This window comes from Thioclava sediminum, assembly GCF_002020355.1.
Lineage (GTDB): Bacteria > Pseudomonadota > Alphaproteobacteria > Rhodobacterales > Rhodobacteraceae > Thioclava > Thioclava sediminum.
Map to the genome: position 1 here is coordinate 985,405 of NZ_MPZV01000001.1, position 16,271 is coordinate 1,001,675.

Annotated in this window: 11 protein-coding genes; 6 read left to right on the plus strand and 5 right to left on the minus strand. The window is 65.3% G+C overall.

The annotated features are described in order from the left end of the window. Positions 1–369 precede the first annotated feature (369 nt). Entirely contained in the window at positions 370–1,230 is an 861-nt protein-coding gene (locus tag BMI91_RS04315) for an NAD(P)-dependent oxidoreductase (RefSeq protein WP_078604061.1), read from the plus strand. A gap of 7 nt (positions 1,231–1,237) precedes the next feature. Here the strand turns inward: BMI91_RS04315 and BMI91_RS04320 are convergent, their stop codons facing one another. Beyond that, on the minus strand, positions 1,238–3,121 hold the full coding sequence (locus BMI91_RS04320) for an FAD-dependent monooxygenase (RefSeq protein ID WP_078604062.1): 1,884 nt from the start codon (positions 3,119–3,121) through the stop codon (positions 1,238–1,240). Between the two features lie 109 nt (positions 3,122–3,230). Here BMI91_RS04320 and BMI91_RS04325 point away from each other — a divergent pair, with 109 nt between their 5' ends. Continuing rightward, positions 3,231–3,662: a MarR family winged helix-turn-helix transcriptional regulator gene (locus BMI91_RS04325; RefSeq protein ID WP_078604063.1), complete on the plus strand. Its 432-nt coding sequence runs from the start codon at positions 3,231–3,233 to the stop codon at positions 3,660–3,662. Between the two features lie 52 nt (positions 3,663–3,714). Here BMI91_RS04325 and BMI91_RS04330 read toward each other — a convergent pair whose 3' ends face one another. The 3 genes from BMI91_RS04330 to BMI91_RS04340 all read right to left on the minus strand — a co-directional run bounded on the left by BMI91_RS04330 (position 3,715) and on the right by BMI91_RS04340 (position 7,215). Next, on the minus strand, positions 3,715–5,979 hold the full coding sequence (locus BMI91_RS04330) for a xanthine dehydrogenase family protein molybdopterin-binding subunit (RefSeq protein WP_078604064.1): 2,265 nt from the start codon (positions 5,977–5,979) through the stop codon (positions 3,715–3,717). After that, on the minus strand, positions 5,976–6,449 hold the full coding sequence (locus BMI91_RS04335; RefSeq protein ID WP_075776330.1) for a (2Fe-2S)-binding protein: 474 nt from the start codon (positions 6,447–6,449) through the stop codon (positions 5,976–5,978). Before BMI91_RS04335 ends, BMI91_RS04330 begins: the two co-directional genes overlap by 4 nt. Positions 6,450–6,678: 229 nt before the next feature. Next, a complete protein-coding gene (locus tag BMI91_RS04340; RefSeq protein ID WP_078604065.1) occupies positions 6,679–7,215 on the minus strand; it encodes a YcbK family protein in 537 nt (178 codons plus the stop codon). A gap of 528 nt (positions 7,216–7,743) precedes the next feature. Between BMI91_RS04340 and BMI91_RS20005 the strand changes: the two genes are divergently transcribed. Further along, positions 7,744–8,211, plus strand: coding sequence for a nucleoside deaminase (locus BMI91_RS20005; RefSeq protein ID WP_158522082.1), 468 nt, complete (start codon positions 7,744–7,746; stop codon positions 8,209–8,211). A gap of 77 nt (positions 8,212–8,288) precedes the next feature. Here BMI91_RS20005 and BMI91_RS04350 read toward each other — a convergent pair whose 3' ends face one another. Beyond that, positions 8,289–9,803 (minus strand): catalase, encoded by a 1,515-nt coding sequence (locus BMI91_RS04350; RefSeq protein WP_078604067.1) that lies wholly within the window; start codon positions 9,801–9,803, stop codon positions 8,289–8,291. Between the two features lie 223 nt (positions 9,804–10,026). Between BMI91_RS04350 and glgX the strand changes: the two genes are divergently transcribed. The 3 genes from glgX to treY are packed head-to-tail and all read left to right on the plus strand — an operon-like array spanning position 10,027 to position 16,105. Further along, complete coding sequence (glgX, locus tag BMI91_RS04355) at positions 10,027–12,102, plus strand: glycogen debranching protein GlgX (protein ID WP_078604068.1); 2,076 nt, start codon at positions 10,027–10,029, stop codon at positions 12,100–12,102. Beyond that, complete coding sequence (gene treZ, locus BMI91_RS04360; protein ID WP_078604069.1) at positions 12,099–13,826, plus strand: malto-oligosyltrehalose trehalohydrolase; 1,728 nt, start codon at positions 12,099–12,101, stop codon at positions 13,824–13,826. Before glgX ends, treZ begins: the two co-directional genes overlap by 4 nt. Continuing rightward, entirely contained in the window at positions 13,826–16,105 is a 2,280-nt protein-coding gene (gene treY, locus BMI91_RS04365; protein WP_078604070.1) for a malto-oligosyltrehalose synthase, read from the plus strand. The genes treZ and treY overlap by 1 nt, the downstream gene beginning before the upstream one ends. The last annotated feature ends 166 nt before the right edge of the window (positions 16,106–16,271 follow it).

Genomic DNA, 16,271 nt, shown 5'->3' on the forward strand with positions numbered 1-16,271 from the left:
TCCTCCCGGGGCTAAAAACGGAGCGTAAGCAACAGCCATGCGCAGTGACCCTCAATCCCCGCGCAAACACGCGGATGGAGCGGTCGGATCGTGGCTGCCTTCGTCATAATCGTGACGCTTTCACGCATTCGGGGTGGCGTAGTTTGACGGTAGGGCCGCAGTCGGGGCCAGCAACCGCCCGCTACCGCACGTTATCGTCAAGGAACAAAGGCCGCGGGATGCGCGTTCGATATCCCCTCACGTATTCCCACCAACGAACGCGGCCGCATCTGAAATCGGCCCGGTCACCGGGATGTGCGCGCCACGCCCGGAACCCCGCGAAGGCACCTCGCATTCGGCCAGCAACACCCTCACGAACAGGAGCAGAGCATGGCAAAAATCGCATTTCTAGGCATGGGCGCGATGGGCTCGCGGATGGCGCGGACCCTTCTGGATGCGGGCCACGATCTGATCGTCTGGAACCGGACGCCCGAGCGCTGCGCGCCGCTCGTCGAGGCCGGTGCCACACAGGCCGACACCCCGCGCGACGCCGCAGCACAGGCCGAGTTCACGATCTCGATGCTGCGCGATACCGAGGTCTCGCGCGAGGTCTGGTGCGACCCGGAAACCGGCGCTTTCGCCGGGCTTCCCGAGGATGCCATCGCGATCGAAAGCTCGACCATCACCCCGGAGGGAGCCGCAGAGCTTGGCAGCTACGCCATCGCGCAGCAGCGGCGTTTTGTCGAAGCGCCGGTTTCCGGCACGCTGCCGCAAGCCGAGAACGGTGTGCTGGTCTATTTCCTCGGCGGCGAGGCCGAGACCGCAGGCCGTGTGCATGACGTGCTGGACCCGCTGGCCAAGGCGCAGCACCATGTCGGCACCTGGGGCATGGGCGCGCGGATGAAGCTCGCCACGAATGCGATGCTGGGCGTTCAGGTCGCCGCCTGGGCGGAGATCATTCCGATGCTGGAGCGCGGCGGCATGGATGTCGATCTTGCGCTGGAGGCGTTGTCCTCCACCCCGATCTGGACGCCGAACGCGCCCTATATCACCGGCACGATGCAGCGCTCGGATTTCACGCCGCAATTCCCGGTCGATCTGATCTCGAAGGACTTCCGCTATGCCATCGCCGAGGGCGGGGACGCACGGATGCCGATGACCGAGGCCGCGAAACGCCTCTTTGCGCGGGCCAGCGAGGCCGGTCATGGCGCAGAGAACATGACCGGCGTCGTGCAGGTGAACCGCGACTGAGGCGCCCTCAGCCTGCCGATTGCGGGATCAGGATGCGGTCGAAGAAATCCGCGACCGTATCCACCGCATCGAGCGGCAAGACCTGCGCGACATATTGATCGGGCCGCAGCACCAGCAAGGCGCCCTGCGCCCGGTCGATGCCGCGCAGGTCGAAGATGTCGGGACCGGGGACGGCGGGGCAGAAGGCTTTCTCGTAATCGACCAGCCCGTAACGCCCCTTCTTGGGACGCAGGAGCGCGGGCAGCGCCTCGATGCGCATCTCGCGATGGGGCGTCTGGAAGACCGCGCGCAGGTCGACGACGCTGTCGATATCCGCGCCCTCGGGCGTAAAGCGGTGAAGTAGTCCCTCCGGCCCATCGAGCCGGTCGCATAGCTGCGCGATCGCCCCACCCGTCTCGCCTGTGTCGCCCGTCGGCGCAAACGCCAAAAGCCGCCAGCGCCCGTCCGCCTTGAACGCATGGCCCACCTGCACCGGCTTCGCATCCGCCAAGCGCACCACCGGCGCGGAGTGGAAACGCTTGCCCACGACCTGCCCGGCGGCCAGCGCCTGATGCGCGGCGTCGCCAATCAGAAGCCCCGGCGCGTATTGCGTCTCGACCCCGGCGGTATAGCGCCCGTGTTTCTGGAAATAGGCCTGAAACTGCGCCTCTTCCTCCTTGGTCTGCGGCTTCGCGCTGAACAGCCGCGCCATGTCGCGGTCGAAATCGATCAGTTCCTGCGCCTTGGCCTGACGTTCCTCGGAATAGCTCTGCAGAAGCTCGGGCCGTGCCTGTCCGCGCAGCACGGCGGCCAGTTTCCAGCCGAGGTTGAACGTGTCGGCCATCGAGACGTTCATCCCCTGCCCCGCCTTCGGGCTATGGGTGTGGCAAGCATCGCCCGCTATGAAGATGCGCGGCTCGGTCGCGCCGTCGCCGTCCCTGTCGCTGTCGTCGAACCCGTCGCAGACACGCTGGCCGATCTCATAGGCCGACCACCACGCGACCTCCTTCACCTCCAGAGAATAGGGCGCGAGGATCGCCTGCGCCTTCTCGATCAGCATCTCGGCGCTGACATTGCGGTCGGCGGCGCGCTCATCGCCATGCAGCGCGTCGAGCTCGATATAGAGCCGCACCAGATAGCCGCCCTCGCGCGGGATGATCAGGATGCTGCCCTCGGTTGCCGACTGGATCGCCGCCTTGAGCCGGATATCGGGGAAGTCGGTGACCGGCAGCACATCCATCACGCCCCAAAGCTGGCGCGCGGATTCGCCGTGCAATTCGTGCCCGATGGATTTGCGCACCGTGCTGCGCGCGCCGTCGCAGCCGACGACATAGCGCGCGCGGATCGTCTCGGTCTCGCCTGGCGCATCGAGGCAGTCGAATGTCGCGACCAGCGGGTAATCGGGGTCGTCGGTGCGGGTGAGCGTGGTCAGCGCGCGGTCGTAGTCGGGGGTCAGACGGCGCGCGCCGTTGCGCATCGTCTCGAGGTAGAAATCATGGACCCGCGCCTGATTGAGAATGACATGCGGCATCTCTGAGAGGTCATCGGCCACGTCCTGAATCCGGTCGGCGCGTTGCAGCCCCTCGCCTTGCGCACCGGGCCGCCAGAAGGCGACCTCGTTCACCCAATAGCCTTCCTTCATCACCTTTTCGGCGAAGCCGAAAGCCGCGAACATCTCGACCGAGCGGCAGGCGATGCCGTCCGCCTGCCCGACTTCGAGCGGGCCGGGTTTGCGCTCGTTGATGCGCACGGAAATCTCGGGGAAGGCCGCGAGCTGCGCCGCAAGCGTCAGCCCCGCCGGGCCGCAGCCGACGATGAGCACATCGACCGTGTCGAGCGTCTCCCCCGCCTGCGGATGACGCGGCGCGATGGCCGGATCGCCGGTAGTGAACCCGTTCAGATGAAACTGCATAGCGCGCCCTCCCAATTGATATGCATACTTACCATTACCGGAAAGGCTGGCGCGGCGTCAATATAGTAAGTACACTTACCTAAATCACAGAAGACCCGGAGCGCATCCCATGCCGAACGAATTTGAAACCATGCCCGGCCACCTGATCCGGCGGCTGAACCAGCGCTCGACTGCTGTGTTCCAGAAGCGGATCAAGGACGCCCCGGTGGAACTGACCTCGGTGCAATTCGCGGCGCTCGACGCGCTGTCGCGCGAGCCGGGAATGGATCAGGCGCAGCTGGCCGCGCGCATCGCCTATGACCGCGCGACGATCGGCGACGTGGTGAAGCGGCTGGTGCAGAAGGGGCTGGTGGCGCGGGCCGTCAGCGAGACGGATCGGCGCGCCCGCAGCCTGCATCTGACGCCGGAAGGGACCGCGGCACTGGAGGGTGCGCGGCCCGTGGTGACGCGGCTGCAGGCGGAAATCCTGGAAGGGTTGAGCGAGGAAGAGGCAGCGCAGTTCATTGCGCTTGCCCGCAAGGCTGTCGCCCCGCAGGACTGAAAAAGGGAGGCGGATCGCGCCGCCTCCCCCAAGTCTTTCCGTCTGGACGAGCTCAGCCCTTCTTCAGGTCGAGCTTGTCCATCGGCATCGAACGCACGCGCTGCCCGGTCAGCACCGAGACCGCATTCGCGATCGCCGGCGGCACGGCGGGCAGCGGCGGCTCGCCCACGCCGCCCATCTTCGCGCCGCTCTCGATCACCTTCGCATGGATGCGCGGCGCACGCGCGCCCCCGAGGATCGGGTAGTAGTCGAAGTTGCGCGCGGTCGGCTCGCCGTTCTTGTAGGCGACCTCTTCGATCAGCGCCTCGGAGGTGCCGAGCGTGGCCGCCCCCATGATCTGCGCCTTGATGATCGCCGGGTTCACGATGCTGCCCGGATCGAGCACATCCCAGATGTCATGCACGACGATCTGGCCGTCCTGAATCGAGACCTCGGCAATCGCCGCGGCCTCGCTGCCGAAGGGCGACGCCATCGCGACACCGCGCGCCCGGCGGGTGCCGTCCTCGGCGTCGAAGGGGCCACGCTTCCAGCCGCCCGAGAGATCGCCCACGGCTTTGAGCAGATTGGTCAGGCGCTCGTTCCCTTCGAGCAGCTTCATCCGCAGTTCATAGGGATCCTGACCGCCCGCATCGGCCATCTCGTCGAGGAAGGCCTCATAGAAGAAGTCGTTCATCGAATGGCCGACCGAGCGCCAATAGGCGAGCGAGGTCGGGTTCTCGACATAGTTCTGCGCGATGCGGCGATTGGGGATCGCGTAGCTCTTGCCGGTGAGCCCCTCGACGGCCATTGCATCGACCTTGTCGGGGTTATGGCCGTTGAGCGCCTCGGTCGGACCTTCACAGGCAGAGATCGCCTCGAGCGCCACGGGCATGCCCTGATCGTCCAGCGCACCACGGAAACGCACCGCCGCCATCGGACGCAGCGGATCGCGCAGGAATTCCTGCTCGCGCGTCCAGATCACCTTGATCGGCTTGCCGACCTCTTTCGCAAGCTGGACCGCCTGCGGGAAGGGGTTCGCCGCCGGATACAGGAAGTGCCGCCCGAAGAAACCACCGAGCATCGGCGAGTTGACCTTTACCTGTTCGGGCTTGATGCCAGCCGCATCCGCGATCTGGGCCTGGAACTGCTCGGGCGCCTGATTTGGCAGCCAGATGTCGAGCGAACCATCCTCATTGAACCGCGCCAGCGTCGAGGCAGGCTCGATCTGGGCGTGGTGCAGGTATTGGCTCTGATAGGTCGCATCGACCGTCTTCGCAGCCCCGTCGAAGCCCGACGCGATGTCGCCTTCGCTCTCGGCCTCGGTGCCGTCGCCTTTGGTATTGGCCAGTTGCTTGGCGAACTCCTCGGTCGAGAAATCGGCGGGCATGTAGCGGATCTTGGACTTCTCGTCCTCGCTCGGCTCCTGCCAGTCGACCTTGGCGGCTTCGACCGCCGTCTTCGCATCCCAGAAGCGCTCGGCCACGACCGCGACAGCCCCGTCGAGCTTATGCACCGACATGACGCCGGCCATGCCCTTCACCTCGTCGAGGTTGCTGATGTCGCCGGGCTTGAGACCCAGACGCGGCGCGTGCTGGACGGCGGCGTGCAGCATACCGTCGACCTTGGCATCCATCGCATAGATCGCCTTGCCGGTCGATTTCTCGTAGACGTCGACGCGCTTCACGGGCTCGCCGATCCACTTGAAGTCTTTCGGATCTTTCAGCGTCACGGAGTCGGGGCTCGGCACCTCTTGGTCGAGCGCGTCGCCCGCCAGCTCGCCATAGCCCAGCGACTTGCCGGAGGCCTTGTGGACCACCTTGCCCGGCTCGGTCGACAGGTCAGACACCGGCGCGTCGAGCTTCTTCGCCGCCGCTTCCAGCATCATCTGACGCGCCGCCGCGCCCAGCTTTCGCATCGTGTCATAGCTGGTGCGCACCGACATCGAGCCGCCGGTGATCCTCATCTTGCCATAGACCACGAGGTAATCGCTGCCCGCGGGCGCGTTCTCGACAATGAAGCTATCGGGGGCCACGTCCATTTCCTCGCCCACGATCTGCGCCATCGCGGTAAAGACACCTTGCCCGCCTTCGTTGAACGGGCTCAGCAAACGGACCTTGCCGTCTTTGCGCAACTCGAGGAAGGCCGGGACGTTGGCGCCGGGCGGCATCTTCTGCGCGGCGGCGGCTGCCTTGTTGGGCGCGACGCTCAGGCCGAAGCCCAGCACGAGCGAGCCCGCGGTGATGCCAGCCGAAGCCAGCAGGAAGCGGCGGCGCGAGACATTCTCGGGCGCGCCGGTCGGGTAGCCGGGATCGGAGATTTTGGGATCGTGGTCGTTCATTGCGCATCCCCCGCTTTCGCTGCATCGGTACCGGCAATCGAGGCGATCGTGTCGTTGATCGCGTTATAGGTGCCGCAGCGGCACAGGTTGGTCATAGCTGCCGTGATGTCATCTTCGGTGGGCTTGTCGTTCGACTTCAGCAGCGAGGTCGCCGCCATCACCTGACCGGACTGGCAATAGCCGCATTGCGGCACTTCCTTGTCGACCCAGGCCTCGACGACACGCTTGCCGACGGGGTCGTTCTCGATCTCTTCGATCGTGGTGACTTCGCTGTCGCCGACGGCACTGACGGGCAGGACACAGCTGCGCTGAACCGTGCCATCAAGCAGCACCGAACAGGCGCCGCATTGTGCGATCCCGCAACCGAATTTCGTGCCGGTCATGCCGAGCTCATCGCGGATCACCCAAAGGAGCGGGGTATCCGGGCCGGACTGCACGTCGACGGACTTGCCGTTGATTTTCAATTTCATGAATTCCTCCTCGCCGTTTCATCGGTGAGCGCTCGCGCGGCGCTGGTTGGCCGCTCTCCACCTAGGGCACGAGTGGCGCGAGGCACTAAATTTTCGTGAAAACTTCGCGAGAAGATGGAACCAGTGGGGGTGCCGGCGCGTCAGCGCGGCGCGGCGCCCTACCCTCGTGTCGATCCCGTGAAGGCAGGGAAACCGCGCGCCGCGCCGGAGGTCTTTGGAAGGCCTGCGCTCAGCCGCGCCAGGTGCGAACCGGGCCGCAATCGACATGCACGAAATGCTCGCTCGGATAGTAGCCGACACCGCCGCCACGGATGCGCAGGGCCACTTTGTGCAGCATGCTGGTCGAGACATTCGGATGCGTCAGATCGAGCGCCTCACCCCGCATGTGATAGCTATGCGTTGCACCATGCACGAGGCGGTTCGTCTTGGGGGTGCGGTAGCCCGACACCAGCATCAGCGGCGTGCTCTGCTCGAGCATGTTCTGCATGTTGTAGGCGATGTTGACCGTGCGGTTGTCGATCTTCACCTCTTTTTCCTGACGCCAGTCGCGGGCGATCCGGTAGAACTCGCGCATCGCGTCGTCGTCATACTGGCCCTTCGCGAAATAGACCGCGTCGAAATTCTCGTTGGTATGCGGATTGTGGAAGCGCAGGCGGCGCTCGTCCGTCTGGCCTGCCTGTGCCGGGGTGACGATGTAGGGGGTTGCGAGGGCGCCCGCCGCGCCCAGGAGAAACTCGCGACGGAGCAGCCCTGTTGCCTTTGCCATGATAGATGTCCCTTCGAATGCGTGTCGAAGGGCGCAAATTCGAAATTTCGGGGACGAACAAAAGGGCCGCACTGGGTTCCATCGATGGAACCGGCAGCCAAATGCCGAGAGCTCAGCAGGGAGTTGCCGACAGACGCCCTCACCTCAAGGTCATCTGAACGGATGTTACCTCTTGAAACCCGCGCAGCCCTTGCAGGTCACGCAGGCGCGAGGGAGCGCGAGGACAGCCTCACACGGGGGAGAGGCCGGATTTTGGCGTCCGGACACGTGACCGCACCTGAAACCACCACCCGATTCGCCCCGTGGAGACTTGGACCCCACGAAGACGCAGCAGCTTCGCGGCGCGCCTTTCGGTCACCTGTAAGTCTCGTCCAACGCCGAATGTCGACATGGGTTCCCGAAAAAATCGGCGCGCGTGTGGGATTGGTCGCAACCGCAAGCGGGGAACAGCGCGCAGCCGTGGGCGTTCGTCCCTGCGCGCCCGCCGCGCCCGCCCCTCTTCCTCCGACCGCCGAAAGGATCGCATCCATGCCCGAGCACCCCACCCCGACCGAACGCGAGGCGATGGCCCGCTTGATCGCCAAGGCGAAAGAGGCCGCACAGGAGCCGGGCAAGGCGGGGATCGCCGCCGCGATCCTGCGCGACGGGGAGATCATCGCCGAGGGGGAGAACGAGGTGCATCTGAACTGCGACCCGACCCGCCACGCCGAAATCGTGGCGATCGCGAAAGCGACACGGGCGCAGGACGACCCGTCGCTCGACGGCTGCGTGCTGCTGACTACCCTGCAACCTTGCGAGATGTGCCTCTCGGCGGCACGCTTCGCCGGGATCAAGCGGATCATCTTCGGCGCGCAGAAGGAGAATGTCGCGGGGAAGTATTTCGTCTTTCCCGATTTGACGCTGACCGAATTCCGCGACGCAGGCGAAGCCTTCGAAGCAATCGGCGGCGTGCTGGAGGAGGATGTCGTCGCGCTCTACGCCGATGGCGAGGAGTGACGCCTCTCTAAGCTAAGCGGATAGCAAAAAGGCGGGGCCGAGCCCCGCCTTTTCCTTTGGTCTGTCTGACGTTCAGCTTAGCCGCTGATGCTTTTCGCCGAGGCCATGCCCGGCGCTTTCGATTCACCGCCCAGCTTGTCGCGGACCGCTTTCTCGATGCGCGCGCCGATATCGCCGTCGATGTTGCGCCAGTACTCGAACGCACGCTGCAAAATTTTCTCGCTCACACCGTCGCAGAGGTGACCAGTGACGTTGTTCACGAGACGCTCGCGCGCCGCATCATCCATCACGTCCCGCACGAGCGCACCCGCTTGGCTCCAGTCGTCGTCATCCTCGCGCAGTGTATAGGCCTGACGGACCATCTCGCCATCGGAGTACCACAGACCGGCTTCGGATTTCTGCGGATGCGCTTCCGGGCCGCCATAGGAGTTCGGGAAATAGACCGGATCCTCGGACTTGTTCACCCGCAGCGCGCCGTCCTTTGTGTAGGCGTTGGTCTCGGCCTGCGGCTTGTTCACCGGGATCTGCTTGTAGTTCACCCCGAGCCGAGCACGGTGCGCATCGGCATAGGAGAAGCCACGCGCCAGCAGCATCTTGTCGGGCGAAAGACCGACGCCGGGGACCATGTTGTTGGGCTCGAAGGCCGCCTGCTCGATTTCGGTGTGGAAATCGGTCGGGTTGCGGTCGAGCACCATCTTGCCGACCTCGATCAGCGGATAATCCTTGTGCGGCCAGACCTTCGTCAGGTCGAACGGGTTGATGCGATAGGTCTTTGCATCCTCGAAAGGCATGATCTGGAAATAGAGCGTCCAGCTCGGAGCGTTGCCCTCGGAGATCGCGTTGAACAGGTCGCGACGGTGATAGTCGCTATCGGCGCCCGCCATCTCGTCCGCTTCTTCCTGCGTGAAATGCGCGTTGCCGTCGCCCTGATCGGTCTTGAAGTGGAACTTCACCCAGAACATCTCGCCCGCGTCATTGACGAGCGAATAGGTGTGGCTCGAATAGCCGTTCATCTCACGCCAGGTCCGCGGGATGCCGCGATCGCCCATCAGATAGGTGACCTGATGCGCGCTCTCGGGCGAGAGGGTCCAGAAGTCCCACTGCATGTCGTGATCGCGCAGGCCGTTATCGGCACGGCGCTTCTGGCTGCGGATGAAGCTCTGGAACTTCAGCGGATCGCGCACGAAGAAGATGGGGGTGTTGTTGCCCACCATGTCGAAGTTGCCTTCCTCGGTATACATCTTCACCGAGAAGCCGCGCGGGTCGCGCCATGTGTCGGGGCTGCCGCGCTCGCCTGCGACGGTCGAGAAGCGCGCGACGATGTCGGTCTTCGCGCCCGGCTGGAACACTTTCGCCTTGGTGTATTTCGAGACGTCGCCCGTCACGGTGAAATGGCCGAAGGCGCCCGAGCCCTTGGCGTGGGGCTGGCGCTCCGGGATGCGCTCCCGGTTGAAATTCGCCATCTGCTCGATGAGGTAGTGATCGTTCAGAACGATCGGACCGTCGGAACCGACCGTGAGCGAATGTTCGAGACTTTGGACGGGGGCGCCCCCGTCTGTGGTGGCGGGGCGTCCGCGCTTGTCGTTCGTCATGTCGGAACCTCAGATTTTGGAAAATATCGGTTCGGAAACGCAGGGGGCGTGGCGCAGTTCCTTGAAGTTTCCACGACTGAATTCACGGCTCCGATATGTTGGTCGAAATGCGTGCGCCCGTCCCGATCCGGCCCTTAGCGGCTTACGCTTGGGAACCGATTACACTGCGGCGCATTGATCCCGTTGGCGCGTCGCCGTTTCTTCCGCACATGGAGCCTCCCCTATGACCCCCAGTTCGCTGCGTTTCGATCCGTATGCGGGGCGACCCGACACTCTTGGCGCGCGCGTCACCGGAGACGGTGTGAATTTCGCGATTTTCTCCGAAGAGGCCGAGAAGGTGGAGCTGTGCCTTTTCGACCATGAGGGCCAGGAGGAACTCGCGCGGCTGGAAATGCCGCAGCAGGAAGGCGGGATCTGGTTCGGCCATTTGCCCGGCGCGCAGGAAGGCCTCGCCTATGGCTACCGTGTCCACGGGCGGTTTGCGCCCGAAGAAGGGCTGCGCTTCAACCCGAACAAGCTGCTCCTCGACCCCTATGCGATGGCGATGCGGGGTTATCTGAAATGGGATGATGCGCTGTTCGGCTATCCCATCGGTGGCTCCGATCTGAAGCAGGACACCCGCGACTCCGCCCCGTTCATGCCGAAAGCCATCGTCGTCGACACGCAGTTCGACTGGGATCAGGATCAGGTGCTGCACCGCCCGTGGTCCGAAACGGTGATCTACGAGGCCCATGTGAAGGGCCTGACGATGCGCCATCCCGGCGTCGTTCAGGCCGATCGCGGGACCTTCCGCGCGCTCGCCTCTCCGCAGATCATCGACCACCTGCTGACGCTCGGCGTGACCACGATCGAACTCCTGCCGATCCATGCCATCGTGCAGGATCGCCACTTGGTCGAGAACGGCCTGTCGAACTACTGGGGATACAACTCCATCGGGTTCTTCGCGCCCAATCGCAGCTATCTGGCTGGAGAGGACGTGCGCGAGGTGCGCGCCGCAGTGAAACGCTTCCACGAGGCCGGGATCGAAGTGATCCTCGACGTGGTCTACAATCACACCGCCGAGGGAAACGAGCTCGGCCCGACGCTCAGCTTCAAGGGCATCGACAATCGCAGCTACTACCTGCTGTCGCCGGAAAACAAACGCCACGGCTTCGACACGACCGGCACCGGCAACACGCTCAACGTCGCCCATCCGATGGTGCTGCGCCTCGTGATGGACAGCCTGCGCTACTGGGTGGAGGCGGTGCATGTCGATGGCTTCCGGTTCGACCTTGCTTCGACGCTTGGCCGCGAACCCGACGGCTTCGAGCGCGAGGGCGCCTTCTTCAACGCGATCCGGCAGGACCCGGTGCTCTCCGGCGTAAAGCTGATCGCCGAGCCGTGGGATATCGGTGAAGGCGGCTATCAGGTGGGCGGCTTTCCCTGGCCCTTCCGCGAATGGAACGACAAGTTCCGCGATGACACCCGCGCGTTCTGGCGCCGCGATCCGGGGCTCTTGCCGAAAATTTCCCAGCGGCTGATGGGCTCGCCGGTGCAGTTCGACCACACGCACCGCCCCGCGACGTCTTCGATCAACTTCCTTGCTGCCCATGACGGGTTCACGCTGTGGGATACGCTCAGCTACAACCACAAGCACAACGAGGCCAATGGCGAGGGCAATCGCGACGGCCACGACCATAACCTGTCCGACAATATGGGCGTCGAAGGGCCGAGCGACGATCCCGAGATCAACGCCGCCCGCCTGCGTCGGGCGCGCGCGATGCTGGGCTCGCTGATGGTCAGCCACGGCGTGCCGATGATCCTCGCAGGCGACGAAATGGGTCAGAGCCAGAACGGCAACAACAACGCCTATTGTCAGGACAACGAGACGACATGGATCGACTGGGAGGGCGCACGGACCGATCTGCGCGACAGCCTCAGCGCGATGGTCGCGTTCCGGCGGGACTGGCGCTACCACCTCGCCCCGCCCGCCTTCACCCCTAACGCCGCGACCCCGGTCAGCGATTGGTGGCACGCGTCGGGGCGACAGATGAAGGACGACGACTGGCAGGAAGCGGGGCAGTGCTGCGTCGGATTGCGGCATCGGCTTGAGGGCTATCCCGAGCTGCTGATCGTCGCGAATGCCGGGGACGCCTGCGAGTTCACCCTGCCCGGCGACGGCTGGCGTCACATCCTCGACACGACGCTGGATCATCCGCGCTGCGACGAGGCCGTGGACGGGGTTCAATCTCTGCCGTGGCAATCGCTGCACGCGTTCTGTCGTGAGGGTGAAGCTGCGAGCGACGAGGGCGACGCGTGACGGCGGCAGGCGATCGGCAGCCCCTTCGCTGGGGCGCGCATCCGGGGACGGATGGCGATTGGGACTTCGCCATCTGGGCCCCTGCCGCAAAGCGCGCAGAGCTGGTGTTGGTCGGATCGGCGCACGAGATGGGGCCAGTGGGCGATGGCGGCTGGCAGGCCTCAGTCGCTGCCCGCGACGGACTGCCCTACGCATTCCGCCTCGACGGAACCGACTACCCCGACCCGGCCGCACGCCGCCAGCAGGGCGATGTTCACGGGCCGTCGCTGACCGTTGATCCGGCCACTTTCGATTGGGGCGACCCATGGCAAGGACGACCGTTGGACGAGGCGGTGATCCTCGAAATCCACATCGGCACCTTCACCCCCGAGGGCACGTTCACCGCTGCTTCGGAACGCTTGCCCGAACTGGCAGGTCTCGGCATCACGGCTGTCGAGATCATGCCGGTCTCGCAATTTCATGGCGCGCATGGCTGGGGCTATGACGGGGTTTTGCTCCGCGCGCCGCATCCCGCCTATGGCAGCCCCGACGAGATGCGCGCCTTCATCCGCACAGCGCAAAGCCACGGGATCATGGTGATCCTCGATCTGGTGCTGAACCATTTCGGCCCCTTCGGGAACTACCTGCACGCCTATGCGCCCCAGACCTTCGGCGGGGAGGCAACGCCTTGGGGCGATGCGATCGACTTCACCCGGCCCGAGCTGCGCGCCCTGCTACGCGACACGGCGACGGGATGGATCGACGAGTATCGGCTCGACGGGCTGCGACTGGATGCAGTCCACGCGATCCGCGACCCGTCCGAGCCGCATTTCCTGATCGAGCTTTTGCAAACAATCCGCGCACAGGATCGAGGCCGTCCGATCCACCTAATCCTCGAAGACGAGCGCAACCTCCCCGATCTGCGTGACGCCGGTTACGACGCGCAGTGGAACGACGATTGGCATAACGCGCTGCATGTCGCCCTGACCGGCGAGACACAGGGTTATTACGCGGCCCATGCCGCCGATCCGTTCGGCGATCTGGCGCGGGCGATGGTGCAGGGCCAGGTCGAGGAAGGCCAGACCCGTTCCGATGGCACCAAGGCACGCGGCGCGCCCGCCGCCCATTTGCCATGGTCCGCTTTCGTGAACGCCAACCTCACCCATGACCAAGCGGGCAACCGCCCCGAGGGCGAGCGCCTCCTGAGGCTGATCGGCGATGAGGCGGGTGCGGTGATCCATGCGCTGGTGCTGCTGATGCCCTTCACGCCGATGCTGTTCATGGGCGAAGAGGTCGGCGCGACCGCGCCCTTCCCCTTCTTCGCCGATCCACCGCCGGACGCCGTCACCGCACTGCGCGCGGGCCGGACGAAAGAGCTGCAAGCCATCGGCTACGACACGACCGCGATGATCGACCCCGCCTCTCCCGACACGCCGCGCCTGTGCTACCCTTACGGTGACACCGGGCCCCGCGCGCAGGAGTGGCTGCGGCTGACGCGCGAACTTCTGAGCCTGCGCCGGACGCATGTGCTGCCGCTTTTGCGCAGCGGCAAGTCCGGGCCCGGAGAGGTCACGCGCCACGGGGCGAAGGCCTTCCACGCGCGCTGGCCTTTCGCGGCGGGGACGCTTGATATTCTCGTCAGCCTCGGGGCACCCGCCTCCAATGCGCCGCGGCGGGAGCCTGCGCTATTCTCGATGGGCGACCCGTGCCGGGACGCCTTCGCCATCGACGTGAGGATTGAGTGATGCCGTCCGATCTGCCCGCGGCCACCGCCCACCCCATGATCGCGACCTACCGGCTGCAATTGCGCAACGGCATCGATTTCGCGGCTGCGAAAACCTTCCTGCCCTATCTCGCCGACCTTGGCGTGAGCCATCTCTACCTGTCGCCGATCTTCACTGCGACAGAAGGTTCGACCCACGGCTACGACGTTGCCAATCCGCAGGAGATCGACCCGGCGCTTGGCGGCGAGGACGGGTTTCGAGGCCTCTCCGAGGCCGCGCAGGCGCTGGGGCTCGGCATCGCGCTCGACCTCGTGCCGAACCACACCGCACTCTCGCTCGACAATCCGTGGATGCGTGATGCGATGCGCCATGGCCCCGACAGCGCCTATGCCGATTACTTCGCGATCGATTGGTCGCAAAAACTGATCCTGCCTTTCCTGCCGGAGCCGCTCGACGACATGCTGGCGAGGGGCGAGCTGCGACTGACTGAGGATCACGGTGGCGCGGTGGAATGGGAAGGCGGCTGGCTGCCGCTCGCGCCCGGCACGGCGGCGCTGGGAGATATCGCTGCGGTCCTGACGCACCAGCACTGGCAGCTGCGCGACTGGACGCGCGAACGCGGCGCGCTCTCGCATCGGCGCTTCTTCAACGTCACCGGGCTGATCGGGATGCGCATCGAGGATCCGGCGGTATTCGCCGCGATGACGGAACTGCCTGCGCGACTGGTGCGCGAGGGGCTCGCCCACGCGCTACGGATCGATCACATCGACGGGCTGGCCGATCCCGCCACCTATCTGGAGCGGCTGCGCCAGACGGTCGGCGATGCGGTCCCGGTCTGGGTCGAGAAGATTCTGACCGACGATGAGGCGATGCCCGCCGGGTGGCAGACCGACGGCACGACCGGATACGAGGCCGGACGGCAGATTTGCTGTCTGCTGACCGAACCCGAAGGCTTCGCGCGGCTCGACGCATTTTGGCGCGACCGCACCGGCGGCTGCGACGATTACGAGACGATGTGCCGCGAGGCGCGCGCGCAGGTGATCCCCGAAGACCTCGCGGCCGAGTTGCACCAACTGATCGACCTCGCGCAGGCGGCACTCGTGGTGGATCGGCTCGACCCGCCGGATGCCGAGACGCTGCGCGAGGCGATGCTGGCGCTGCTGATTTTCTTCCCGCGCTATCGCAGCTATATCACCACGCCGCCCGCGACACCCGAGGACCGCGCCATCATCGAAGAGACGGTGGACGCCGCAGCAGAGACCTTGCCGCAACGCGAGGCGCTCGATTTGCTCGCCGGGCTGCTGCTCGACGGGACGGACAAGCCGAGCCTCAAGTTCCGCATCCGGTTCCAGCAGGTCACGGGCGCGGTGGTGGCCAAGGCGCAGGAGGACACGGCCTTCTTCCGCCACACCCGTTACCTCGCCGCCAATGAGGTCGGCGCGGAACCCGATACGCCGCTGCTGGATGCGCAGGGGCTGAACGCGTGGTTCTCCAGTGCGCAGGGCCAGCGGGACACGGCGCTGACGCTCACCTCCAGCCATGACACGAAACGCGCCGAGGATACACGGATGCGGATCGCTGCGATCTCGCACCATCCCGAGACCTTTGCCGCTTTGTTCGATACCGCGATGCAGGACGCCGCACGCTCGGATGCCGGATTCGTCTGGTATGCCACGCAAAGCCTTCTGGGCATCTGGGACGATCCCGCGCCCGGTCCGGACCTGTGCGAGCGCCTGACCGAACATCTGCGCAAAGCCCTTCGCGAGGGAGGGGAGATCACGCGCTGGTCCTTCCCCGACATCGAGGCCGAGGACGCCACGCTGGACTCCGCGCGGCGCATCTGCGCGGCGTGGGAGGCGCAGCCGCCAGCCGAACTCGCGCCCCTGATCGCGACGGGACAGCGGCTGTCGCTGCTGCAACTGGCGCTGAAGATGATGCTGCCCGGCATGCCCGACATCTACCAGCGCGGGGAGCGCGCCCTCTACGAATTGACCGATCCCGACAATCGCCGCCCTTTCGCTTTGCCGGAAACCCCGACGTCCTTCGAGCAGGCGAAATCGGACGCCACCCGGCGCCTTCTGAAGCTGCGACGACAGGCGGAGGACGTGTTCCGCGCAGGCACCGCCGAGGCGGCAGAGCGTGACGGTATCTTTACGCTGACCCGTCGCGCGGGCGGGCGCGAAATCACCCTGCGCTTCCGTCGTGACCTGCGCGATCTCAGCGATGGCGCGCTCTTCGAGATTCGCGATTCGGCAGCAGAAGACACTGCCGCCCGCCTCGCATTTCCGCCGCCTGCCTAATTGATCGGCGGATTGGCGCGACCTGTTTTTTGACGCATCGCACGAGACCGCCCCCTAGACTCAAAGGGTTATCGGGAAGCTCTCGAAATGGTCAAAAAACACACGCGAAAATCTTACCGCGAACCGGCGGAAATCCGGGAACCGCGGACCCGTTTCATGGCTTTCA

Coding starts and splice junctions, on each gene's coding strand:
- BMI91_RS04315 (WP_078604061.1), top strand. CDS start 370: ATGGCAAAAATCGCATTTCTAGGCATGGGCGCGATGGGCTCGCGGATG.
- BMI91_RS04320 (WP_078604062.1), bottom strand. CDS start 3,121: ATGCAGTTTCATCTGAACGGGTTCACTACCGGCGATCCGGCCATCGCG.
- BMI91_RS04325 (WP_078604063.1), top strand. CDS start 3,231: ATGCCGAACGAATTTGAAACCATGCCCGGCCACCTGATCCGGCGGCTG.
- BMI91_RS04330 (WP_078604064.1), bottom strand. CDS start 5,979: ATGAACGACCACGATCCCAAAATCTCCGATCCCGGCTACCCGACCGGC.
- BMI91_RS04335 (WP_075776330.1), bottom strand. CDS start 6,449: ATGAAATTGAAAATCAACGGCAAGTCCGTCGACGTGCAGTCCGGCCCG.
- BMI91_RS04340 (WP_078604065.1), bottom strand. CDS start 7,215: ATGGCAAAGGCAACAGGGCTGCTCCGTCGCGAGTTTCTCCTGGGCGCG.
- BMI91_RS20005 (WP_158522082.1), top strand. CDS start 7,744: ATGCCCGAGCACCCCACCCCGACCGAACGCGAGGCGATGGCCCGCTTG.
- BMI91_RS04350 (WP_078604067.1), bottom strand. CDS start 9,803: ATGACGAACGACAAGCGCGGACGCCCCGCCACCACAGACGGGGGCGCC.
- glgX (WP_078604068.1), top strand. CDS start 10,027: ATGACCCCCAGTTCGCTGCGTTTCGATCCGTATGCGGGGCGACCCGAC.
- treY (WP_078604070.1), top strand. CDS start 13,826: ATGCCGTCCGATCTGCCCGCGGCCACCGCCCACCCCATGATCGCGACC.